We start from the raw sequence: 23255 nt of genomic DNA, 5'->3' as shown, positions 1-23255 counted from the left end.
CGCACCAACGAACCCTGGTGGGCCCCCTCCAAAGACACCACCGAAGCCTTCTACGCCACCAAAGGACAGTGATGACCGACTTCGGCAAGGCGCTCTCGATCTCCGAGACCACGATCCCCGGCCTGCTGATCGCTGAACTGCCCGTGCACGGCGATTCCCGCGGCTGGTTCAAGGAGAACTGGCAGCGGGAGAAGATGGTCGCGGCCGGGCTCGCCGATTTCGGGCCCGTGCAGAACAACATCTCGTTCAACGACCAGGTCGGCACGACCCGCGGCATCCACGCCGAGCCGTGGGACAAATGGGTGTCGGTCGCGACCGGACGCATCTTCGGTGCGTGGGTCGACCTGCGCGAGGGGCCGACGTTCGGGGCCGTCTACACGGCCGAGATCGACCCGTCCAGGGCGATCTTCGTCCCCCGTGGCGTCGGCAACTCCTACCAGACCCTGGAAGCCGACACCGCGTACGCGTATCTCGTCAACGACCACTGGTCGCCCGACGCGTCCTACTCGTTCCTGAACCTCGCCGACGAGACCGCCGCGATCGACTGGCCCATCCCGCTCGATCAGGTCGAGATCTCCGACAAGGACAAGGCGCACCCGCGGCTGACCGACGTCACCCCGATCGCGCCCCGGAAGGTCCTCGTCCTCGGCGCCGCAGGCCAGCTCGGCCTCGCCCTGCGTTCCCGCCTCGGCGACGCCGCGCACATCGAGTACGCCACCAGGGCCGACCTCGACGTCACCTCTCCCGATCTCCCCGGCGCACGCCGGTGGCGCGACTACGGCACCATCATCAACGCCGCCGCCTATACGGCCGTCGACACCGCAGAGACCCCAGACGGACGAACCGCCGCCTGGCAGGCGAACGCCTTCGCAGTGGCGCAGCTGGCCCGGATCGCCGACGACAACGGCATCACCCTCGTCCACATCTCCAGCGACTACGTCTTCGACGGCACCGCCACCGGAGCCCACACCGAAGACGAGACGTTCAGCCCGCTCGGCGTCTACGGCCAGACCAAAGCCGCCGGCGACCTCGCCGTGCAGACCGCCGCACGCCACTACATCGTCCGCACCTCCTGGGTCATCGGCGAGGGCAAGAACTTCGTCGGCACCATGCGCTCCCTCGCCGAACGCGGCGTGGACCCGAAGGTCGTCAGCGACCAGGTCGGCCGGCTCAGCTTCACCACCGACATCGCCGACGCCATCGTGCACCTGCTGGACGCGGATGCCGCCTACGGCACCTACAACGTCACCAGCGCCGGAGAACCGCAGTCCTGGGCAGACATCGCCCGCTCGGTCTACGAACTGACCGGCCATGACGCCGCCCGCGTCGGCGACGTCACCACCGCGGACTACTTCAAGGATGCCGCAGGCCCGGTGTCCCCCCGACCGCTGAACAGCGTGCTCGACCTCACCAAGATCACCGCGACAGGCTTCACGACCCGCGACGGCGCCGAAGCGCTCAAGGAGTACCTCGACGTCTGATCCGGTCGCCTCGATACGAGAACCGCCCCCTCAGCTCCTCGCTGAGGGGGCGTTCTGCTGTCCGGGTCAGGCCGCGGCGCCCACGACGATCCGCGGCGTGCCGGCCCACAGAGCCGCATCGGTGGCATTGCGCCCGTCGACGAGGAGCTTGACGCCGGGGATGCTCTCCGGCGCAAGCGTCTTGTAGTCGGCGTGATCGGTCTGCAGGATCGCGAGATCCGCGGCATCCCCGGTCGCGTACGGCTGGAAGCCGAGAGCGCGCAGTTCATCGTCGGTGTACAGCGGGTCGTGCACGGAGACCTCGGCTCCGCGCTCGGTGAGCGCCTGCACGGTCGGGAAGACACCGGAGAACGCGGTCTCCTTCACTCCCCCGCGGTACGCGGCACCGAGTACGACCGCACGACGGCCGGACAGATCTCCGAGGATGTTTTCGGCCTGAGCGACGAGGCGCTCGGGCATCGAGGCGTTCAGCTGGCGTGCCACGCGCACGATGTCGGCGTCGGGATCAGTCGCAAGGTACAGGCGCGGGTAGACGGGGATGCAGTGGCCGCCCACGGCGATGCCCGGACGGTGGATGTGGCTGTACGGCTGCGAATTGCAGGCCTCGATGACCTTGTAGACGTCGATGCCGTGCGATGCCGCGAAGAGACCGAACTGGTTTGCGAGGCCGATGTTGACGTCACGGTAGGTGGTCTCGGCGAGCTTCGCCATCTCGGATGCCTCGGTGGAACCGAGATCCCAGACGCCATTCGGCCGCGGCAGGTCAGTGCGCTCGTCGAACTGCAGCACGGCTTCGTAGAACTCGCGTGCGCGGCGCGTTCCCTCCGCCGAGAGAGCGCCGATCAGCTTGGGGTATTTGCGGAGGTCCTCGAAGACGCGACCGGTGAGCACGCGCTCCGGCGAGTAGACGACGTGGAAGTCGACGCCCTCGGTGAGCCCGGAGCCTTCTTCGAGCATCGGCGCCCACCGGGTGCGCGTGGTGCCGACCGGCAAAGTCGTCTCGTATGAGACGAGGGTTCCAGGCGTCAGGTGCTCGGCGAGCGAACGCGTCGCGGAGTCCATGTACTTGAAGTCGGGTTCCCAGGTCTCATCGTTCACGAAGACCGGGGCGACCAGCACGACGGCATCCGCGCCGGGAATGGCCTCGGCGTAGTCGCTCGTCGCGCGCAGTCTGCCTGCGGGGATCAGTTCGGCGAGGCGCTCCTGCAGGTGCGCTTCGCCGGGGAAGGGCTCCTGCCCCGCGTTGATCGTGTCGACGGCCTTCTGGTTGACGTCGACGCCGATGACATCGTGTCCGGAGGAGGCGAACTGAACAGCAAGAGGAAGCCCGATTTTTCCCAGGGCCACGACGGCGATGCGCATGGGTTCCAGTCTACGGGGCCGTGGATGCGACGAAGCCCACGACGCCGACAGGCTATCGTCCGAGGGACCGCACCATCAGGCCGATGACCGCTACTGCGACCAGTCCTATACCGACGAAGAACACCGACCTCGCGGCGGGAAAATAGCGCGACGAACCGACTTTGATGAGCCCAGAGGCGAGCATGAAGCGCGGTTGCGCTTGAGAGTGCAGAACAAGATGCAGCCGACGCGGAAGAATCGCATCCGGACTCCGGTAGCGCTGCGCAGCAGCGTCGTGTCGGGCGACGTCGTCGAGATCCGGTTGCTCGGTGAGGAACACATCGAACATGCGCGCATGCGCGATCGCGAGCATCGCGCGTGCCCGCGGCGCGAACTCGTCGAGCGTTTCGATCAGCGCACGGAACTCGGCGATGTCAGCCACCGTGAATCCGCGGCCACCATCGCGTTTGCGAATCGAGTCCGTGAGGTTCCGACGGAAGAGTTTCGTGGCCAGGGCCTCGCGCTGACCACGCGTCATCGACCGCACGTCCTCACTCGCGAGGAGGCGACGAACAGGCGCCAGCTCTTCCGCAACCGGCTTCGCAACGTGAGTCACCCGAACCGGCGCGTCCGCATGTTCGACGTAGGCAGCGAGCCCCTGTGCCGGAACGACCCGCCCCCGAAGCCACAGACGCGTGACGAACGGCAGATCGCCCCCATTTCGCGCGCCCTCCAGCAGTCGGAGCTGAAGACGCGAAACGGCCTCCCGCCGCATCAGCCCCAGCGGCGCGCTTCGATAGGAAAGGCGATCTCGCTCGAAATCGAGCCGCCCCGTGCGAAAGAGCCGCTTCGGCGGGGATCGGACCAGATTGCGCAGATCGCCCCTGACCACTTTGGCGATCACGGCGTCGGCACCATGACGTTCAGCCGTGCGGCGCCACTGCGTGACCGCCCCTGGGTCCAGTTCGTCGTCCGACCCCATGATGCCGACGTAGTCCGCGTCGGACTCCGCCATGCCGAAGTTGAAGGGACCGGACGGGCTCGGGATGCCGTCGTGCAGCTCCTCGATGCGGATTCGCCCCGGATGCGCGACGAGCAGGTCGGCGAGAGAATGCTCCACGTCCGCGCGCGGAATGTTGTGCGCCACCACGAAGGCTCGGACGCACGGGTCGGGGTCGGCGACGATGGATCCGACCGCCCGCTGGATGTTGCGCCGGAGATCGTGGACCGCGACGATGATGTCCGACGTCGCGTCCGCTCTGCCTGTGGTTCTGCCGGATGCCATCAGTGTGCCTGGGCCCTTTCGTAGATCTCGGCATACGCCGTTCGGAAGCTTTGCTCCGAGAACTGCTGCTGCAACTGCGCGCCATGCCGCCGCACCAGGTCGCGAACTGCTGAGCGCAAAGCGATCGCGCCATCGGCGAGCGCCTCCGGGTCGCGATCCACGACCAGTCCGGTACCCGGCGTCAAGAAATCGACGTGCGCACCGATCCCCGTCGCGACGACGGGAAGCCCGGCGGCGAGTGCCTCGACAGTGACAAGAGAGAAGGTCTCGGACACGGTCGGCAGCACGAGAAGGTCGGCGCGCCGCATCTCGTCGAGAACAGACGCCTGGGTCACATGCCCGGGGGCACGCACCGGGAGGCCCCGAGCCCGCTCGCGAAGCTCGTCGAAGCCGGGGCCGCCACCCAACCAGGTGAGTTCGGCATCGACACCACGGTCGAGCAGCGACTCGAGCGCCGCGACCGCCAACTCCCATCCTTTGTTCGGCCGCACGGCGCCGACGCCCAGCATCCGAAGTGCGCCGGACGATGGTTCTGCTGGGACGCCCACACTGTGGGGCGGGGTATCGACGATATTGCCGATCACGCTCACCGGCTTGCTGCGCAGCGACCGTACAGGGCGCGCAAGGAAGTCGCTGACCGCAACGACCTGGTCAGGACCGGCGAATGCCCGACGAACGAGTGGCCGAACGAGGCGGGAGCGTCCGCGTCCGGTTGCGAGACCAGCCACGCCGCTCCAGTGCTCGGTGTGCACCCAGGCTGCGCGTGGTCTTCGGAGCATGAAGGGCAGCAACGCCGGGGCCGCCATGGTGTGCACCAGGTCCGCGTCCACAGCAGCAGCGAGCGAGGCGCGTGCCGCAGCAGGCCAGTCGCGCGGCCTGCGGACGTCCAGCGGAAGACGCGTGACGGGGACGTGCTCGTGGAGGAACTCTCGCTCGCCGTCATCGAGTTCAGCGGGTGCGAGATGCAGAACACGCACGTCATGATCACGCGCAAGCGCCCGGACGTCACGTGCGATGAATGAGCCGGCCCCGGGGTTGAGTGCAGAAGGGAACCAGGTGGTCACCACGAGAATCTGCACGTCTTCGAGCGTAACAGCAGCGCCGGATCGCGATCGATCCGCTGAACGGCACGGTTCGTCAGGCACGGTTCGTGCGGCCCGGTTCGGGCCCTCCGAATAGCATGGACTGCATGACGCCCTCCCCTCGCGCCCTTCATCTGAACGACTGCGCCTTCGTCGGTCAGCATCTCGTTGACGCGGCTCGCAGAGCAGGGCAGCCATGGAAGATCCTGCCCCCGGAGCAGACATGGGCACCTGTGCGCGAGGGACGGACGACGACGACTCGCGTCGACGAGTACCGCACGCTGGCGCGCATCGCGCGCAACGTCATGTCGTCGGACGTCGTCCACGTGCACTACGCGACCACGACGAGACGTCTGCGTTCGCGTATCGTGCCACGCCGGCCGTATGTGCTCCACTTGCATGGCACCGACATCCGCACGCTGTGGAAGGACCCGGTCAGAGGGCCGGGGATCCAGATGCATATCGACGGTGCCGCCCACGTGTTCTACTCGACCAGAGACAACGAGGAGAACGCGACGACGGCGCGATCGGACGCCGAGTATCTGCCCGTCTTCATCGACCCGCGACAGCTGCCGGCGTGGTCGCCCCAAGGCTACGTCGCGTTCGCATCGCGCTGGGAGGAGGTCAAGGGCCTCGATGACATGCTCCGCGTCGCCGAGGACCTCGTCAGCGCGGGAGTGGACGTCCGTGGCCTGGACTGGGGCCCTGGAGCGGCAGCCGCCGCCGCGCGGGGTGTGCGGCTCGTGCCGAAGATGACGCACAGCGACTATCTCGGATTCCTCGGAGGCGCCGATGTGGTCGTCGGACAGGCGACACAGATCCTCTCCGTGTCGGAGATCGAGGCCATGGGCATCGGAATCCCGCTCGCGTCGGTGGGAATCCCCCTTCCCGGCCCGGACGGGCTTCCCGTTCCGATTCGCCACGGAACCGTCGACGAAGTCGTTCACGCGATCCTCAGTGATCGGGAGGATCCGATCACCGCGGCGGCCTCGCTCGGCAGCCGCGAATGGGCTCTGCACCATCACACTGCCGATCGGTACATCCCTCGACTCATCGATGTCTACCGCAGCGTCTCGAGCTGATTCAGGCCAGTCCGGCCAGGCGCGCCTGCTGAGCGAAATCGGGCGCTGCAGCGACCACTTCCTCGAACGACCCACGCGCGGCGATGCGTCCGTCCTTGAAGAAGCAGACCAGATCGGCGTTGCGGACCGTCGCGAGACGGTGGGCGACGGTGATCACCGTGACCGAACCACGCAATTGACCGATCGCTGTGGTGACGGCGTCTTCCGTGTTCGTGTCGAGCGCTGAGGTGGCCTCGTCCATCACCAGGACCACAGGATCGGTGTAGAGCGCGCGCGCGATGCCGAGGCGCTGTCGCTGGCCTCCGGATAGGGCCAGCCCGCGTTCGCCGACGCGCGCATTCAATCCGCCCTCGCGGGCGTCGACGACGGAAGCGAGCTGAGCACGGTTCACCGCACGAGCCGCAGCTTCCCTGTCGTACTCGTCGCTCCACGTCAGCGCGATGTTCTGACCGATCGTTCCGTCGAACAGCGCGACATCCTGCGGCACGTACCCGACGCGGGAACGCCACGTCCCCAGAACCGCGGACAGGTCGATGTCATCGACGCTGACCGAACCGTCGGTCGGCGTGAGGAGGCCGAGGATCAGATCGACCATCGTGGACTTCCCGGCACCGGACTCTCCGACGAAGGCGACGTGCGTGCCGAGCGGAATCGTCAGATCGACGTTCTGAACGGCCGGCATCGGCGCATCGGGATAGCGGAACGAGACATCCCGGAATCGCAGCTCCTTCGGATCGTCGCCCAGCGATCCGTACCCGATCTGCTCGGCGCGAGTGACGTATCCCTCTGCGGCCTTGATGTCCCGGATGACGGCGCGAGCGTGCGGCAAGGTCGACGCGGTCGAGGTCATCACCGCCTGGAACTGGAGCAGCGATGGGATCATGCGCAGGCTCGCGATGCCGAACAGTGCGATCGAACTCATCGCCCCCGGCGCGCCACCGATTACGAAGCCCACGCCTCCGATGATGAGGAACCCGAGGATCATGGCTGAGTCGAGCACGAACTTCGGGATCGCCCCGAGAAAACCGATCGTCGCTCGGGCCTTCACCGCGACCGCCCGGTTCTCGTTGACGTGGGCCGCGACCTCGGCTGCCTTGTCGCGGAGCGTGATCTCCTTCAGCGCTTGAACCATTTCGGTCATCAACGTCGCAGTGCGGAAGGAGTAGTCGCGATTGCGACGCCCGTTCGCCACGGCACGGCGAGACACCCAGCCGTACAGGACGGCTGCGACGATGGCGAGATACACGACCGTCACGATCGCGATGGTCGGCTGTGCCACGAAAAGCACGATCAGCACCGAGATGAATGTGACGACCTGCGAGGGAAGGGACGCCACGGGGAGTATCAGTCCCGACGTCGTGTTCGCGATCCCCACATCCGCCATCCGCACCAGCTCCGCCGAGTTCCGCTTCATCCGCTCCAGCCAGGGGGCGCGGATGTAAGCGCTGAACAGCCTGTTGCCGATGACGAGCTCGAACTCCGCCATCCGCCGCGTGACGTACCACTGCTGCAGCAGAGCGATCATCGACTTCAGGACGAGGAGCACGCAGGCCGCGACGAGCACCCAGACGACCTGCTCGGGCGCGATCGTGCCGATGACCGGGATCGTGACCTCGCTGCCACTCATGGTCGGAGCGAGCACGAGCGCGAGCAGGCTCAACGCCACGACATCGATCAGCGCGAGGGCCGAGGACGAGATCGAGTAGCGGATCAGGAACGACCTCGCGTCGCGAGGCAGCAGTTCCAGCAGTTCACGCAGGGCGTCCCACAAGGCGCGCATCAGTCCCCCTGGGCGATGAGCGTGACCGAATCGCCGGATCGCGCCGAAGCGAGCGCGGCTTCGACGACCTCGAGCGTGCGCAGACCCTGCTCCATGGTGACCACATCAGTCTGTTCACCGAGTACGGCGTCGCGGAAGGCCTCGTGCTCGACCCGGAGCGGCTCGCGCTTGGCGAAAGCGTAGCGGGTCACGTCGCCCTCCGAGACACCGCGGAACGACGACACGGACTCCCATTCCAGCGGGATCGTGCCGTTGGCGTAGAACGTCAGGTCGCCGGTGGAGGTGTCCGCGATGAACGCGCCCTTCTCGCCCGTGACGACCGTGAGGCGCTCCTTCATCGGGCTCAGCCAGTTCACGATGTTGTTCACGATGACGCCGGACGCGGTGCGTCCGGTGATCGTGATCATGTCCTCGTGCTCGCGCCCGCTCTTGAAGGCGGTCTGCGCGAAGACCCGCTCGTAGTCGCTCTGCACGACCCACGCCGTGAGATCGACGTCGTGCGAGGCGAGATCCTTCGCGACGCCGACGTCAGCGATGCGCGATGGGAATGGGCCCTGGCGGCGAGTGACGACCTGGTAGACCGCACCGAGTTCATCGGCCTCGATCCGACGGCGCAGCTCCTGGAGGGCGGGATTGAAGCGCTCTATGTGCCCGACAGCGCCGACCAGTCCGGCCGCGGCGAAGGCATCCACCATCCGCTGTCCGGCCTCGACGGTGTCGGCGATCGGCTTCTCGACCAGCGTGTGCACTCCCGCTGCCGCGAGCTTGAGCGCGGCATCCTCGTGGAAGCGCGTCGGGACCGCCACGACGGCGACGTCGATTCCGGCGGCGATGAGCGCATCGATGTCCGGGAGGACCTCGAGATCACCGGCGACGCCATGCGGGTCACCACCTGGGTCCGCGATCGCGACCAGGTCCACGCCCTCCACCTCGCGCAGCACGCGCGCGTGGTGGCGTCCCATCATCCCGACGCCGAGGAGTCCTGCTCGCAGCCCCATCAGGCACCCGCTCCGGCCACGGCGTTCACCGCGGTCACGATGCGCTCCAGGTCGTCCTGCGTGAGCGACGGATGCACGGGCAGCGAGACGACCTCGCGTGCGGCGCGCTCCGTCTCGGGTAGGTCGAGGCCCGGTGCGTAGGGTGCGAGCGAGGGAAGACGGTGGTTCGGGATCGGGTAGTACACGCCGGAGCCGACGTTGTACTCGCTCTTGAGGGCGGCGACGAAGCCGTCCCGGTCATCCGTCACGCGGATCGTGTACTGGTGGTAGACGTGCGTCGCGCCCTCGGCGACGGGCGGGATGATGACGCCGCGCAGATGCGCATCCAGGAATGCCGCGTTCGCCTGCCGCGTCGCAGTCCATGCGTTCACCTTCGTGAGCTGAACACGACCGATCGCGGCGTGGATGTCGGTCATGCGTGCGTTGAAGCCGATGATCTCGTTCTCGTACTGCCGCTCCATGCCCTGGTTGCGCAGCAGCTTGACGCGGCGGGCGATGTCATCGGTCGCGGTGGTGACCATCCCGCCCTCGCCGCTGGTCATGTTCTTCGTCGGGTAGAGGCTGAACATGGCGAACTCGCCGAAGGTTCCGACCGGGCGGCCGTCGAGTGCGGCGCCATGTGCCTGCGCGGCGTCCTCGTACAGCGCGACGCCCCGGGCGGCGGCGAGCTCCTCGAGTTCGCGCATCCGTGCCGGGTGCCCGTACAGGTGCACCGGAAGGATGCCCTTGGTCTTCGGAGTGATCGCCGCAGCGACCGCCTCAGGATCGAGCGAGAACGTCTCCGGCTCGATGTCGACGAACACCGGAGTCGCACCGGTGAGCGCGACGGAGTTGCCGGTGGCGGCGAATGTGAACGAGGGCACGATGACCTCATCGCCCGCGACGACACCCGCGGCGAGCAGGCCGAGGTGCAGCCCCGCGGTCCCGGAGTTCACGGCGACTGACGGGCGTCCCTGGACGAAGTGCGCCGAGAACTCGCTCTCGAATGCCGCGACCTCCGGCCCCTGCGCGACCATTCCGCTGCGCAGGACGCGATCGACGGCCTCGCGCTCGTCGTCGCCGATGATCGGCTTGGCGGGGGGAATGAACTCACTCACACGTTCTCCTTGCTCAGTGCGCCATCGTTCTCGATGTAGCGCGTGCCGCTCACGGGGCAGATCCAGACGCCGTCGTCATCCGCGCGGGTGAGCGGATGACCGGACTCCCCCACCCAGCCGATGCGGCGGGCAGGAACTCCGGCGACGAGAGCGTAGGCGGGGACGTCCTTGACGACGACCGCGCCGGCGGCGACGGTCGCCCAGGCGCCGATCGTGACGGGGGCCACGCACGTCGCGCGCGCGCCGATGGACGCGCCTCGCTCGATCGTGACTCCGACAGGCTCCCAGTCGTGCGCGCTCTTGATCGATCCGTCAGGATTGATGGCGCGCGGATAGGTGTCGTTGGTCAGCACGACGGCCGGCCCGATGAAGACGCCGTCGCCGAGTTTCGCGGGTTCGTAGACGAGCGCGTAGTTCTGCACCTTGCAGTTGTCGCCCATGACGACGCCGGTGCCGATGTATGCGCCGCGCCCGACGATGCAGTTGGCGCCCATCCGAACGTTCTCGCGGACCTGTGCGAGATGCCAGATCGAGGACCCATCGCCGATCACGGAGTCGGATGCCACGTCGGCGGAATCGACGACGCGCACGCTGGGGGAATGGGTCACGGAAAGCTCCTTGCGGCGATCGGGCAGACGGGTTGCTCGACGATCAGCAAGTCTAACGTCTGCGCCTTGAGCTGCTGCTCAGCGCCCCTCGCCCCGAGAGGACGTGCCCCCGTCGCTGCCGGCGACGGAGAGAACTCCTTCGGCAGCGCGTGCCGCCACCGCGGCAGCGGAGACCCTGTCCTTCACCCACTCAGTCAGTCTCAACTGGCGACTTCCGTCGCTGGTCTCCAGGAGACGTCGAATAGCGGCGGCATACTCGTCGATGTCATATGCGCTCGCCGCTCCCAGCTGCTCTTCACGAATCAGCTTCGCGAGCGGCGCAGGGCCGGCGTAAGCGACGGGGGTGCCGACGGAAAGCGCCGCATACAACTTCGTGGGCACAGCGAAGTCGTACCCCTGACCGGGCTTGAGCGTCGCCAAGGCGATGCGCGCGGACCGAAGCCAGGTCGCGGCGTCGGCGGCTGGAACCGGCGCATGGAAGCTCACACGATCAGCGATCCCGAGGCGTATCGCCGCGTCGGCGAGACGATCCTTGTCCGCGCCCTGACCGATGAACGCAGCCGTGAGATCGGGTCGCTCACGCATAACGATGGCCAGCGCTTCGACGGCGATGCTCGCACCATGCCACTCGCTCATGGTGCCGACGTAGACGATGTCGGCCACCCCCTCAGCACGGGGGCCCTCCGGCGAGAAGAGTTCGGTGTCGACTCCATGCCCCACCGAGATCATCTTCGCGTCGGGGGTGAGTTCCTCGATGCGTTCCACGACTCCATCCGAGACGACGAGGTTCAGACGCGCACCGTTGAGAGCATATTTCTCGAGAAGCCGCACGACATTGACGACCCATGTCTTGGCTCCGGTCATGTGCGCGGCATCCGACCAGATATCGGCCGCGTAGTAGACATAGGGTCGACGTCGCATCCACGCGGCCCAACGGGCGACCGTTCCGGTCGTCGGCGGCGGTTCGATGACGTAGACATCCGCGCGCCGGCCGAAAAGGATTCGGAAGAACACCGGGACGTCATAACTCAAGTACTGGAGGTAGCCACGGACGTATCCGCCGCGATCGCGAAGGACAGGCCACCGGACGACCGTCTCATTGGAGCGACTCTCCGGCACAGGAATCCAGTGCGGCGGCTTCGTCGTCAGGACTCGAACGTCGCACTGGCGATCGGCGAGTTCGGTCACGAGCGCCTGCAGGCGCATGGAGCCGGCAGACGGTTCGGGCGTGTAGATGCGTGAGATGACCGTCACCCGCACGGGGCGAGAAATGCTGCTCGAGCGGGACGCGTTCAAGTGACATCCTTTTCCGGCGCGGTCTGCGTCGAATCGTCGGGCTTCGGCGAGGTCCGTCGCTCGAGCTCCGATATACGTCGCTCCTGGAACGCGGTGTGCTCGGCCAGGGTGCGCAGCTTCTCTTCCACACGCGTCAGCTCTGCGCCGTACTGCAGGCTCACCAGGAACAGCAGACCGATGGCGACGAAGAAGACCAGGTTGGTCGGCACGGAAACTCCGAGCGTCCTGGCCGCCCAAGTGAGCGTCTGGGGGAAGACCGCGATGACCAACGCGAGGACGCCGCCGACGAACCACCACACGGCGTGGCGTTCCCTCAATGTGCCCCGGCGCATCAGTTCGATGATGGCGATGAGTGCGAGGACCGCTGCGACGATTCCGAACGCATAGGTGATCGGGCTCATCGCCCCTCCTCCAGTCGGGTGCGGGGACGCAGCATGGCAAGCGCGAACGCGGCGCACGCGCGGACGAGGTACACCGCGGCCTTGATCGGATCATGCGATGGAACGCCCGCCTGACGTTCGCGCATCTCGACGGGAACCTGAGCGATGACCAGCCCGGCGCGCGCGGCGATGACGAGTGCCTCAACCGTGTCGCCGAGATACTCCGCGGGGAAGTTGTCGGCGAACAGCGCGACGGCACGGGGGCCGGCCGCCTTGAATCCGCTCGTCACGTCCGTAAGCCTGGTCCGCGCGACGCGGCTGATGGTGCTGGCGAGAATCCGCATCGCCCACTTGCGCGGACCACGGACGCCGTAGTCCCCCACTCCGGCGAATCGCGCACCGATCACGAGGTCGGCGCTGTCCAGACGACGCACGAGCTCTGCGACGTTCGCAGGGTCGTGCTGGCCGTCCGCATCGACCTGGACCACCGCGTCGAAGCCGTTGGCCCTGGCGAAGCGGAAGGCGGCGCGCATCGCACCGCCGACTCCGAGATTGAAGGGAAGCGTCAGTACGATCGCGCCCGCGTCGACCGCACGCACGCCCGTACGGTCGCTCGATCCGTCATCGACGACGACGACGGTCGCCTCAGGGATCGCCTCGCGCACGTCGCGGATCACGTCCGCGACGGACTCTTCTTCGTTCAGCGCCGGAATAGCGACGAGAACGGTCAGATCTTCCGGACGCATCGTCTGAGATTCTACTGATCCGACTGGCAGAGTCATTGCGCGCACGCGGTGATCCTCCATAGCGAGACGTCCCCCTCCTCTGCCACGAGCTCGAACCCATCCTGACCCGCGAAGTCCGTCATGCCCGGCATGACATAGCGGCCGGGCTCGACCTCGCCGGGACCGAAGTCCAGGACATACTCCGGATCACCGAAGTAGGCCAGAGCATCGCACACCTCCGGCAGATCCGCGGCGTCCTTCAGCTCGTTCGCCAGCACCTGCCACTGCTCCCGACTCGGAGGAGACCACGTGCGCGGATAGACGTCGACACCGCTGAGGAAATATCCGAACCCAGAACCCGTCGACGGGTTGCCGAGCACGATCGCCCCGTCCTCGACGATTTCGTCGAGCGCTTCCAGCATGCTGCGCTCATCCGCCGTCAGATAGGCTTCGATGCCGTTCTCGTCGTATGTCGAGCCGGGAAAGAACGAATTCTTGGTGATCTCCGGCAACGCGACCGGACGCAGCAGAACGATCGCAAGCATGACGATCGCCGCGGCTGCCAGCCCCGCAACCGCGACCCCGGCTCCGTCAGTCGGCTGGCGCGTCCATCCGGCAAGGATTCTGACGATCGCATCGAGGCCGACCGCCGCCAAGGGGATCACGGCGATCGGAGCGAGCGCCGCGATCCGATACGGATCCGCGTACCACGCACCGAGCAGGTCGTTTCGGATGATCGGGTTGCCGAACGCCGCGGCGAACGCATACAGCATCGAGAGCGCGAGCCACACTGCCACGAACCACCGATACGGGGCGCGTCGCACACCGACGACGATTCCCACGAGCATAAGTGCGCTGATGACGAACGCGAACGGGATCATGACCCGGCCGTTGAGGAGGATGTCTGCAGCCGCCTCGAGCTTTCCCCGGAACGGCGCCCAGTGCGACCCACTGGTCCCTTGCGAGAGGAGGTACCAGACGATCGCGAGAGCGACCCACATAGCCGCGATCACGAGGAGGGGCCGCACCGCCAGCGCGCCGTCCCGGCGGCGAAGGGCCCGGAAGCTCAGCCAGATCATGCAGATCAGAGCCCACGGCAGCAGCGCGGCCGGTTGCGCCAGCAACAGGGCGCCCGTCACGACGAGCACGAGCAGCGCGCCGCGCACGAATGCTCGCGCTCGTTCGCCGTCGCTGCCCCACCGCGCCAGCGCGATCACCAGCGCCACTCCCCCAGGGATCAGCGCGGTCGACAGTGCGTTCGGGAACAGTACGCCCCACTGGAACATCAGCAGCGGGAAGGTCTGCAGGGCGCCTGAGAGCACAGCGGCGATGGAGGCGATCCGAACGGATGACGTGAGCTCCCGGGTCAGCCAGGCGATACCCAGTGGCCAGATCACAGCACCGATCAGCACCGTGAGCATGTTCGCCGCCACGGGGATGGAAGCCCCGGACAACTGAACGACCAGGATGACGATGTCGTGCCAGGCCGCCGGATAGAATCCGGAGCCGCCGACCACCGAGCTGATGTGCAGCGCGGACGCGTTTCCGGTCTCCAGCGCGTAGCGGACCGCGTTCATGTGGAACACCGCGTCGTTGGTCTGCGAGATCGCCTCGGGGTCCGCGATGAACGCGATCAATCGCCACGCACCGATCGCCATACCGATCGCCAGCGCCGTCGGAAACACCCACGACGGTGCGTCCGATGCGGCCGGCTTCGGCAGCCGATTGCCGAGCAGCCTTCCGATCCCCCATGCGATCGCAACGACCGCCAGGGCGGCGAATGCCCATGTCAACGGAGACCACGCGATGCCGACGAGTCCCGCGGCGAGGGCCGCAAGCGCTGCCGTGGCAGTGCCGAAGAGCGGCGCCGCTGCCCACAGCGGCAGCCCGCGAAGGCCGACACCCCAGAAAGCGATGAGCCCGGGGACGAAGACCACGAGGACTCCGGCGAGAAGAGCCGGAGTCTGCGCGACCCAGTCCAGGATCACTTGTCCACCAGAGCGATGGCGCCTTCGATTTCACCGTCGTAGACGACGTCGCCCTTGTCGATCACGACGCCGCGCGTGCAGAGCTCGCGGACCATCTCCATGTCGTGGCTGACGACCACGAGCGTCTTCCCCTGGGAGATGAGCTCCTCGAACTTGAGGCGGCATTTCTCCCGGAACGGCGCATCGCCGACGGAGAGGATCTCGTCGACGAGCAGGACATCGAGCTCGACGTGGATCGCGACCGAGAACGCCAGGCGCATGAACATGCCGGACGAGTAGTGCTTGACCTCCTGGTCGATAAACTGCTCGATCTCGCTGAAAGCGACAATCTCGTCGTAGCGCGCTTCGATCTCATGCCGTTTCATGCCGAGGATCGCCGCGTTGAGGAAGACGTTCTCTCGGCCGGAGAGCTCAGGATGAAAGCCCGCGCCGACCTCGATGAGACCGGCGACGCGCCCCCGAGTGAGCACCTCACCCTCATCGGGCTCCATCACGCCGGAGATCATCTTGAGCAGTGTCGACTTGCCGGATCCGTTGAGTCCGAGGATCGCGACGGACTCGCCCTGTCCGATCACGAGGTCGATGCCCTTGAGCGCTTCGAACTCGCTGGTGAGCTTGCGGCGCTTGATCCATGACACGACAGTGTCCTTGAGCGAGTACGCATGGTTGAGCGTGAATCTCTTGTGGACGCCGTCCACGATGATGCTCGGCTTGTGGGTAGTCTGCTCGCTCATAGGTCTTGCGCGAACCTTCCTTCGAGGCGGCGGAACACGAGCTGACCGAGCAGCAGCGTGACCACGGCGATGAGGAACGTCCACAGCGTGTTCCACGCGAGCCCAGGCGGGATCTCGAACGCCGTCGCAGTGACGGGACGCCAGAATGCGTAGTGGAACAGCTCGACGCCCTGCGTGATGGGGTTGAGCAGATACAGGTCGACGATCCACTGCGGCCAGCCGAGCGTCCCTACGACCGCCTGTTGCACCTGATACCAGCCATAGAGCACCGGCGACGCCCAGGTCGCGAGCAGAAGCATGAGCTCGACGATGTTCTCGGCGTCACGGAAGCGCACATTGACCGCGCCGAAGAACAGCCCGAGGCCCAGGGCGAACACCATCACGATGATCATGCCGGCGAACATCGCCAGCACAGCGAGCAGCGAGATGTTCGTGATCCAACCGAGCAGCAGGCAGACGAGGAGCAACAGGCCCACCTGCGGCAGGAAGTGCACGAACGCCACGATCACGGCAGACACGGCGAACAACTGACGAGGAAGGAACACCTTGCGCACCAGGGCGGCGTTGCCCACGATCGACGTGGTCGCGTTCTTGAACGCCTCGGAGAAGAGGTTGATGATCACGATGCCGCTGAACAGGTAGACCGCGTAGTTCGGGATGCCGTGATCGAGCTGCATGAACAGCCCGAGCACCACCCAGAACACCAGGAACTGTGCGGCCGGTCGCACGTAGGACCATGTCCAGCCGAGCACGGAGTTGCGGTACCTCGTGGTGACACCCGTTCGTACCAGCAGGGACAGCAGGTAGCGCCAGCGCACCACATCGATCAGCCCCCGACTTCTGCCGGGGGTATCGAACTCGGACCGCGGGACGGCGGCGAAAAGATCTCGGGATTCAGTCACAGGCCCACTCATTCGGTGCGACGACGGTCACCGTCACAAACCTCAGTAGTCTACGGCACCTCAGCTGAGCGCCCGCGCCATCATCAGGCGACTTCCGACTCTGATGTGCACCCATCCCTCATCCCAGAAGGAGAATGTTGTTCCAGCCCTTGCCGACGACGGTTGTGCCGTCCCAGGAGCCGGAACCGTTACCGCGGTACAGGATGAGTCGTCCATCTTTGACGCGACCGAGCACATCTGTCGCGCCGTCGCCGTCGAAGTCGCCCGGGCTGATCATCGCTGTCATTCCCTGCCACCCTGTACCGATCTTCGACGCGGTTCCCCAGCCGCCGCTGCCGTTCGTCGGATACAGCCAGAGCGTGCCGTCCGACTTGCGGGCGATGATGTCTCCATGTCCATCTCCGTTGAAGTCGCCTGCGTAGAACGCCGCGTTGATGGCACCCCACTTCTGTCCGATCTGAACACCGGTGCTCGCGGCCCAGCCGCCGGCGCCGTTTCCCCGATAGAGGAGCAATGCCCCCACGGCATTGCGCACCACCACGTCGGGGTTGCGATCGCCGTCGAAATCGATGCCGGAGGCGATGGGAACCAGGCCCGACCACCCGCGGCCCACGATCACGCTTGTGCCGAACTTCCCGCCGGGTAGACCGGGCACGACGCGGAACGCGCCTTTGGAATCGATCCTCGCCGCGTCGGGGTAGCCGTCACCGTTGAAATCGCCCAGCGGCAGCAGCTTGTCCTTCGATGACCAACCGGAGCCGAGCGTTCTCGCCCCGGCCCACCCGCCGTCGCCGTCGCCCCGGTAGAGAAGCAGAGAGCCGGTCCGGCTCACGGCGAGCACGTCCCGTCCCAGACGCGCATCGACATTCCCGACGCCTGCCGACAGAGGTCGCTTGGACGACACCTTCGCGCCCATGTGCGCGATCGCCATCGCCCCCCACCCGGTACCGATGCTCGATGTCGAGCCCAGCGCACCGTTGCCGGCCCCGCGATACAGCACCAACGCGCCCGTCTTCGTCTTCGCGACCAGATCGTTCACTCCGTCCCCGGTGAAATCGCCGGGGACATACAGGTCGGAAACGCCGCTCCATCCCTTCCCGATCAGCTGAGTCGTGGCCCAATTGCCGTTCCCCGAACCGACATACAGCCACAGACGTCCCGATATTCCACGACCGATCAGATCGGGGATCCCATCACCGGTGAAGTCCATGCCACCGACGATGAGGTTCGTCTGCCCCCACCCGCGGCCCACTTGAACGGCATCGTGGAACCCACCGCGATTGTCGCCTCGCCAGAGCATCAGAGCCCCGGACGCGGTCACGGTGAAGAGGTCGGGAACACCGTCCGAGTCGAAGTCGCCGGCGGCGGTCACCAGTCGGGACTCCGCCCCGACGCCCTTGAGGACTTGGGGCTTGGCGAATGTGCTAGTGCCGTTGCCGTAGATCGCTGACGCCTGTCCGTTCTTCGCGACCGCGACGAAGTCCCGGTGACCATCACCGTTCAAGTCCCCTACACCGATGACCTTGCTGGTACCGGTCAGCCCGTTCGCGACCTGGACACGGGTCCCCCACACGCCCTTCGCGAACGGATACGCCCACAGCGTGCCGTTCGTGTTCAGCGCGAGCGTGTAGTCCGCCTTGTTCAAGGAGGTCAGCGTCGGCCCCGCCGGCGCCGGGGCCGCCGGCTTCTGCGTCGAGCCGAACCAGTCGGTGAAGTAGTTGTAGAAGTTGCGGTTGCCGTAGGCCGAGCACGAGTCGCCCGTGCCGTAGCCGGCACGAAGGGCTGCGGCGTTCGGCTGATACGGCGTGTAGTAGTACATCGCCGCGGTGGCCTTGTTCGCGATGTAGACCGGCGAGCTGCCGCACGACACCTCGACGTCGTACCGGATGTTCCAGGTCTTCCCCGGCGCGTACCAGCTGAAGTACTTGCCCTCCATGTAGATCTGCATCTGACGCGCGGCGCCGTAGATCTGATGGAAGAACCCGACGAACCTCGGGTTGCAGGGCACGCCGCCGTCAGGGCACCCCTGTCCGAGCGCCTTGTCGTAGCGCCACTGGCTCGGCCAGGTGTGATTGATGAGCCCCTGCTCCTTCTGGAGCATGACGATCAGGACCTGGGGGTTGATCCCGCAGCTCTGCGCGACGCGGTAGATGATCCGCGCCGCCGACTCGTTCGCCGCGCCCGTGTACCCACGGCAATAGGTGTCCGCCGGACGATCGACCGAGCTGATCCGGAAATCCTTGAGGCAGGTGTAGCCCGACCGACACGTCTTCACCTTGCTGTTGAAGAAGGTCTGGATCTGCGCCTCGGTCATCGACGACCGGTTCGTGAAGACGGCGTCGCTGATGAGGTTGCCCGGGGTGAAGCCGGCGAGAGAGGTCTTGACGATGCCGCTGGATGCCGGTTCCACCGCCACCCGGGCAATGGGCGCTGACACACCCGTCGTCACCGTCGTCGCGGCGCTCGCCGGTATCGCCGTGCCGATCGTCACCGCCATGGCGGCGAGGAAGACGGTGAGGATTCGGGTGATCCTGGGCACGTTTCGAGGGCGTGGGGCACGACGAGACATGTGACCAGTGTGACGCACGTGACGTCATTATCCGCTCTGGCGCGCCCTGCGCGTGGCGCGCCGGGTCCGTGTCCGCCCGCTGCTCAGCAATCTCTCAGCAGCTACAGCTCCGCATGCAGCGCCCAGACCCGCTCGGCCGAGCTCGCCCAGGAAAACGCGCGCGACCGGTCGCCGGCGAGCACCCGGAGCCGCGCGTTCCCGCTCCCGACGGCATCCGCAACGGCGTCCGGCAGCTCCTCCGGCGACGTCGTGATGCCGCCGTCGGCGATGACGTCCCGGTGCACCCCGCTGTCGACGGCGACGACCGGCACGTTGAGCGTCATCGCCTCGATGGCGCGCCACGGCCAGGCCGTCGAAGTGCTCGTGGCGACGAACGCGCGCGCGCCCGCGAAGACCGCTGCGCGATCGGCCGCGTCCAGCTTCCCCCGGACGTGCACCCTGCGCTCCGGCAGGCCGGCGGCCGACGCGAGCTCTGCGAGCTTCGGCTCGTCGCCGTCCGCGACCCCGATCACGACGGCATCCGCTCCGGCGGCCGCCGCCGCACGGAAGCCCTGCTCGTACGAGTCGTCCAGCCCGCCGACGACGATGTACTCCTCCGGCACTCCGATCCGCGTGCGGCGGGCGGCCGCATCCGCAGGAGTTCGGAGGTCGGATGCCGCGGCCCCCGCGATCACCCGCACACGATCGCCGAACCTGGCGTAGTCCTCGACGCGTTCGACGAACGCGTGCGACGGGACCACGATCGCGTCCGCGTGCTTGGCAGCCCGTCGCAGCATCCCGCGGTGCCACGCGACCGCCGGCTTGGCCAGCGTCTGCGGCGCCTCCCAGGCATCCAAATCCCACAGTGTCACGACGGTCTGGTCCATGTCGTGCACCCGATCGTGCTTGACCAGCGGCGCCATCAGACTGGGCGCGTGGATCATCCCGCCGCCGACCGTCGGCGCGATGCCGAGTTGCCAGGATGCCGCGAGCTCGCGTCGCTGCAGCCCCAGCGTCCGCACCTCTCCGATGCCGCGGATCGACGGCTTCGCGCCGGAGGGGACGATCGCGTCGACCGTGCATCCGCTCGGCGCGGTGGCCAGGAGCCCACTCGTCAGTTCGAGCGACGCCCAGGCGATATCCGGAGACACGACCTGCGCGAGCTGATCGAGAACGACACGCAGCTGAGCACCCATAACAGAAGGGTAGACGGCCTCCGGTCCTTCGCCGGGACGCGCGCCAGCAGTCGTCCTGGCGGCGCGGGCATGCTTGAATGCTCACGTGAGCGACGGACGACTCCCCCGGCATCACCGACGGTGGCTGGGCTGGACCATAGGCACGCTCGTCGTGCTCCTTCTCGTGGCGATCGGCTGGGTCGCCGTGCGCGGCATCGGCGCGGCGAACGAACTCCAAGCGGTCGCAGCGAATACGACCGAACTCAAGACGGCCGTCGGCGCGCGCGACCTGGAGTACGCCGAGGTCGTGGCCGACCGGATCGCCGACCACGCCGCAGAGGCGGCCGACCTCACCGGCGACCCGATCTGGCGCGGCTTCGAGTTCGTGCCGTTCCTCGGGCCGAACTTCTCGGCGATGCGTGAGGTCTCGGAGATCGCGGAGAGCGTCACGGCCGACGCGCTCACCCCGGTTCTGGATGCCGCGGACGGCCTCGATCTCGCCGATCTCGGGGTCGCCGGCACGTCCATCGATCTCGCACCGTTCGCCGATGCGGTGGCGCCGCTCGGTCATGCCGACGCGACGCTGTCCGACGCCCTGGCCCAGGCGAGGGCGATCGATGCCGGCGCCACGCTCCCCCCGCTCGAGGATGCGGTCGACCAGGTCCGCGACGCCGTCGAGGAGGCCGCGACGCTGGTGGGAACGCTGCACGGTGCGGCGGTCCTGCTCCCGAGCATGCTCGGCGCCGATGGGCCTCGTTCCTACATCGTCGCCATGCAGAACAACGCCGAGGTGCGCTCATCCGGCGGCATCGTGGGCGCCGCCGCGCTGATCACGGCCGACAACGGCAGCATCCAGATCATCCGCAATGCGGCGACGACCGACTTCCCCGCGCTGGCGGTCCCGCTCGAGGTCGGTGAGACGACGCGAGCACTGTTCGAGGAGCAGCCGGGCCGCTACATCCAGAACATCCCGAGCATCCTCGAGTTCCCCGAAGCCGGGCCCCTGATCGCGACCCGCTGGACGCAGCAGTTCGGGGGAACCGTCGACGGCGTCATCGCGGTCGACGCGGTGGTCGCGCAGCACCTGGTCGCCGCGACTGGCCCCGTCTCGTTCGGCCCCTTCACGGCCGACAAGGTCAACATTCTCGACATTCTTCTCTCCGAGATCTACAGCGCCGTTCCGGATGCCGCAGCGCAGGATGCCGTCTTCGCCCAGGCCTCCAGCGCTCTGCTGTCCGCCGCGTTCTCCACCGGCGACACGCCCGCGCTCCTCGGCGCTCTCTCCGACGCCGCCGGCGAGGGACGCATCCGCATCTGGAGCGCGCACGAGGAGGAGCAGTCCAGCCTCGCGTCGACGACGCTCGGCGGTGTGCTTCCCACCGACGATGAGAACGCGACGTGGGTCGGCGTCGTGTTCAACGACACGACCGGGGCCAAGCTCGACTACTACGCCGACGCGGCGTTCACGGTCGCCACCGGCGTATGCGCGGGTGAACCGACCACCCGCATCCGCGTCACGTGGACCAACGGCGCGCCCGAGGATGCGGCGACATCGCTGCCCGAGTACGTGACGGCGGGCGGACGGTACGGCGTGCCGCCCGGTGAGACGCGCACGCTGATCGCGGTGTACGGCCCACAGGGAGCGACGCCTGTGCGCGTCGAGCGCGACGGCGCAGAAGAAGACGTGCAGACCGCCGTCATCGACGGACGCACAGTGCTGCAGCACTCGGTGCAGCTCGCCCCGGGCGAGTCGACGACGATCACGGTCGACTACACCGGCGAAGGGGCGGGCGAGCGGCTCACCGAGGTCTCCCACACACCACTCGTCGGCGAACCGGAGCTCACGCGCGAGTCCATCGACTGCGGTTCGTGACTTTCGCGCTCGCATGCGCTATCGTCGACTCACTGGGGAATATCGGATTCTAGCATCCTGCCGTGGGGGCAGGAAGAATCCACGCAGTCGAACGCAGGGGTGTGTTCGGGTGTGATTCCGCGTGTCTCTCTGGGGGAGAATCATGCTGAAGAAAATGGCCGTCGTCGGCCTTACCGCGGGTGCACTGCTTCTTGCCGCACCCACCGCCGCCAGCGCCGCGTCGTTCGAGACGCCGGTTCCTGGACCGGCACCGCATCTGTATGCGGAGACGCCTCGCGTGTCGGTCGGAGATCCGATCATCGACACGTGCGAGGCCTCGACCGTCTCGTTCGGAGCCGGTTACTTCCTGCCCGGTGAACGCGTCGGCGTCTCGGTGTCCGGCGCGAATGCCGCGGCTGCCCGTATCTCCGGCGATGTCGCTGCCGGTGACGGAAGCCTCGTCGTCTCGTTCCGTCCCCCGGCCGATGGGGAGGGGACGTACTCGCTCACCTTCTCCGGCAACGCGCGATCGGGCGGCTCTGCTGCCGACAGCACGCGAGCCACGACGATCGCCCCTCGGGGCTACACGGCGACCATCACGGTCGACGACTCCGGCTCGGGGTGCGACCAGGACCCGGCACCCGCCGACACCGAGATGCCGCTGACCGGGTCGGCCGACTCCGGCATGGAGCTCGCCCTGACCGGCGGCTCGCTCTCACCGTGGATCCTCGGCGGAGGCGCGATCGCGCTCACCGCCGGCGGCGTCCTGCTCGCGGCCGGCGCCGCGCGCCGACGCCGCTCCTGAAGTCCGGCCGCTGCGCGCGGTGACCGGACCGGCCGGGCGGCGACGGCCCCTCCCCCTCCGTCCGTCGTCGCTCAGTGCCGAGTCGATGGGCTCGTG

The 23255-nt window shown here is 67.2% G+C and carries 19 protein-coding genes; 4 read left to right on the top strand and 15 right to left on the bottom strand.

Translation table 11 applies throughout. From position 1 onward, the window contains the following. Positions 1-71: 71 nt before the first annotated feature. Positions 72-1481, top strand: a complete 1410-nt coding sequence (locus ACWAT3_RS14040) for a sugar nucleotide-binding protein (protein WP_460799375.1) — start codon at positions 72-74, stop codon at positions 1479-1481. A 66-nt stretch (positions 1482-1547) separates the two neighbouring features. Here ACWAT3_RS14040 and ACWAT3_RS14035 read toward each other — a convergent pair whose 3' ends face one another. The 3 genes from ACWAT3_RS14035 to ACWAT3_RS14025 form a co-directional block, all read right to left on the bottom strand. After that, entirely contained in the window at positions 1548-2843 is a 1296-nt protein-coding gene (locus tag ACWAT3_RS14035; protein WP_460799374.1) for a nucleotide sugar dehydrogenase, read from the bottom strand. Positions 2844-2895: 52 nt separating this feature from the next. Then, entirely contained in the window at positions 2896-3969 is a 1074-nt protein-coding gene (locus ACWAT3_RS14030) for a glycosyltransferase (RefSeq protein ID WP_460799372.1), read from the bottom strand. Positions 3970-4106: 137 nt separating this feature from the next. Beyond that, positions 4107-5387: a glycosyltransferase family 4 protein gene (locus tag ACWAT3_RS14025; protein WP_460799371.1), complete on the bottom strand. Its 1281-nt coding sequence runs from the start codon at positions 5385-5387 to the stop codon at positions 4107-4109. Between ACWAT3_RS14025 and ACWAT3_RS14020 the strand changes: the two genes are divergently transcribed. Continuing rightward, the gene (locus ACWAT3_RS14020) at positions 5297-6271 is read left to right on the top strand and encodes a glycosyltransferase family protein (protein WP_460799396.1); all 975 of its coding nucleotides are present in this window, start codon (positions 5297-5299) and stop codon (positions 6269-6271) included. The two genes, ACWAT3_RS14025 and ACWAT3_RS14020, sit on opposite strands and share 91 nt — an antisense overlap. 1 nt (position 6272) lies before the next feature. Here the strand turns inward: ACWAT3_RS14020 and ACWAT3_RS14015 are convergent, their stop codons facing one another. The 12 genes from ACWAT3_RS14015 to ACWAT3_RS13960 form a co-directional block, all read right to left on the bottom strand. Further along, a complete protein-coding gene (locus tag ACWAT3_RS14015) occupies positions 6273-8051 on the bottom strand; it encodes an ABC transporter ATP-binding protein (protein WP_460799370.1) in 1779 nt (592 codons plus the stop codon). Continuing rightward, positions 8051-9052, bottom strand: coding sequence for a Gfo/Idh/MocA family oxidoreductase (locus ACWAT3_RS14010; RefSeq protein ID WP_460799394.1), 1002 nt, complete (start codon positions 9050-9052; stop codon positions 8051-8053). Before ACWAT3_RS14010 ends, ACWAT3_RS14015 begins: the two co-directional genes overlap by 1 nt. Beyond that, positions 9049-10146 carry a DegT/DnrJ/EryC1/StrS family aminotransferase gene (locus ACWAT3_RS14005; protein WP_460799368.1) on the bottom strand — a complete coding sequence of 366 codons (1098 nt, stop codon included), beginning with the start codon at positions 10144-10146 and terminating at the stop codon, positions 9049-9051. Before ACWAT3_RS14005 ends, ACWAT3_RS14010 begins: the two co-directional genes overlap by 4 nt. Beyond that, positions 10143-10754, bottom strand: a complete 612-nt coding sequence (locus ACWAT3_RS14000) for an acyltransferase (protein ID WP_460799366.1) — start codon at positions 10752-10754, stop codon at positions 10143-10145. Before ACWAT3_RS14000 ends, ACWAT3_RS14005 begins: the two co-directional genes overlap by 4 nt. Before the next feature lie 78 nt (positions 10755-10832). Continuing rightward, complete coding sequence (locus tag ACWAT3_RS13995) at positions 10833-12050, bottom strand: glycosyltransferase family 4 protein (protein WP_460799365.1); 1218 nt, start codon at positions 12048-12050, stop codon at positions 10833-10835. Next, on the bottom strand, positions 12047-12451 hold the full coding sequence (locus ACWAT3_RS13990; RefSeq protein WP_460799363.1) for a DUF2304 family protein: 405 nt from the start codon (positions 12449-12451) through the stop codon (positions 12047-12049). The genes ACWAT3_RS13995 and ACWAT3_RS13990 overlap by 4 nt, the downstream gene beginning before the upstream one ends. Further along, the gene (locus ACWAT3_RS13985; protein ID WP_460799362.1) at positions 12448-13176 is read right to left on the bottom strand and encodes a glycosyltransferase family 2 protein; all 729 of its coding nucleotides are present in this window, start codon (positions 13174-13176) and stop codon (positions 12448-12450) included. Before ACWAT3_RS13985 ends, ACWAT3_RS13990 begins: the two co-directional genes overlap by 4 nt. Positions 13177-13208: 32 nt before the next feature. Continuing rightward, positions 13209-15143 (bottom strand): DUF6541 family protein, encoded by a 1935-nt coding sequence (locus ACWAT3_RS13980; protein WP_460799361.1) that lies wholly within the window; start codon positions 15141-15143, stop codon positions 13209-13211. Continuing rightward, on the bottom strand, positions 15140-15877 hold the full coding sequence (locus tag ACWAT3_RS13975; RefSeq protein ID WP_460799359.1) for an ABC transporter ATP-binding protein: 738 nt from the start codon (positions 15875-15877) through the stop codon (positions 15140-15142). Before ACWAT3_RS13975 ends, ACWAT3_RS13980 begins: the two co-directional genes overlap by 4 nt. After that, the gene (locus ACWAT3_RS13970) at positions 15874-16779 is read right to left on the bottom strand and encodes an ABC transporter permease (RefSeq protein ID WP_460799358.1); all 906 of its coding nucleotides are present in this window, start codon (positions 16777-16779) and stop codon (positions 15874-15876) included. The genes ACWAT3_RS13975 and ACWAT3_RS13970 overlap by 4 nt, the downstream gene beginning before the upstream one ends. A gap of 118 nt (positions 16780-16897) precedes the next feature. Then, positions 16898-19318, bottom strand: coding sequence for an FG-GAP repeat domain-containing protein (locus ACWAT3_RS13965; RefSeq protein ID WP_460799356.1), 2421 nt, complete (start codon positions 19316-19318; stop codon positions 16898-16900). 131 nt (positions 19319-19449) lie between these two features. Then, positions 19450-20523, bottom strand: a complete 1074-nt coding sequence (locus ACWAT3_RS13960; protein WP_460799354.1) for a glycosyltransferase — start codon at positions 20521-20523, stop codon at positions 19450-19452. A gap of 85 nt (positions 20524-20608) precedes the next feature. On the opposite strand from ACWAT3_RS13960, the gene ACWAT3_RS13955 reads away from it, so the two are divergent. Both ACWAT3_RS13955 and ACWAT3_RS13950 read left to right on the top strand, forming a co-directional pair. After that, positions 20609-22375: a DUF4012 domain-containing protein gene (locus ACWAT3_RS13955; RefSeq protein WP_460799353.1), complete on the top strand. Its 1767-nt coding sequence runs from the start codon at positions 20609-20611 to the stop codon at positions 22373-22375. A gap of 142 nt (positions 22376-22517) precedes the next feature. Beyond that, positions 22518-23159 carry a hypothetical protein gene (locus tag ACWAT3_RS13950; RefSeq protein WP_460799351.1) on the top strand — a complete coding sequence of 214 codons (642 nt, stop codon included), beginning with the start codon at positions 22518-22520 and terminating at the stop codon, positions 23157-23159. Positions 23160-23255 lie beyond the last annotated feature (96 nt).

The sequence above is a fragment of the Microbacterium sp. GXF0217 genome, from assembly GCF_054798195.1.
The sequence above is the reverse complement of the archived record's forward strand: the minus strand, read 5'-3'. Positions and strand labels throughout refer to the sequence as shown.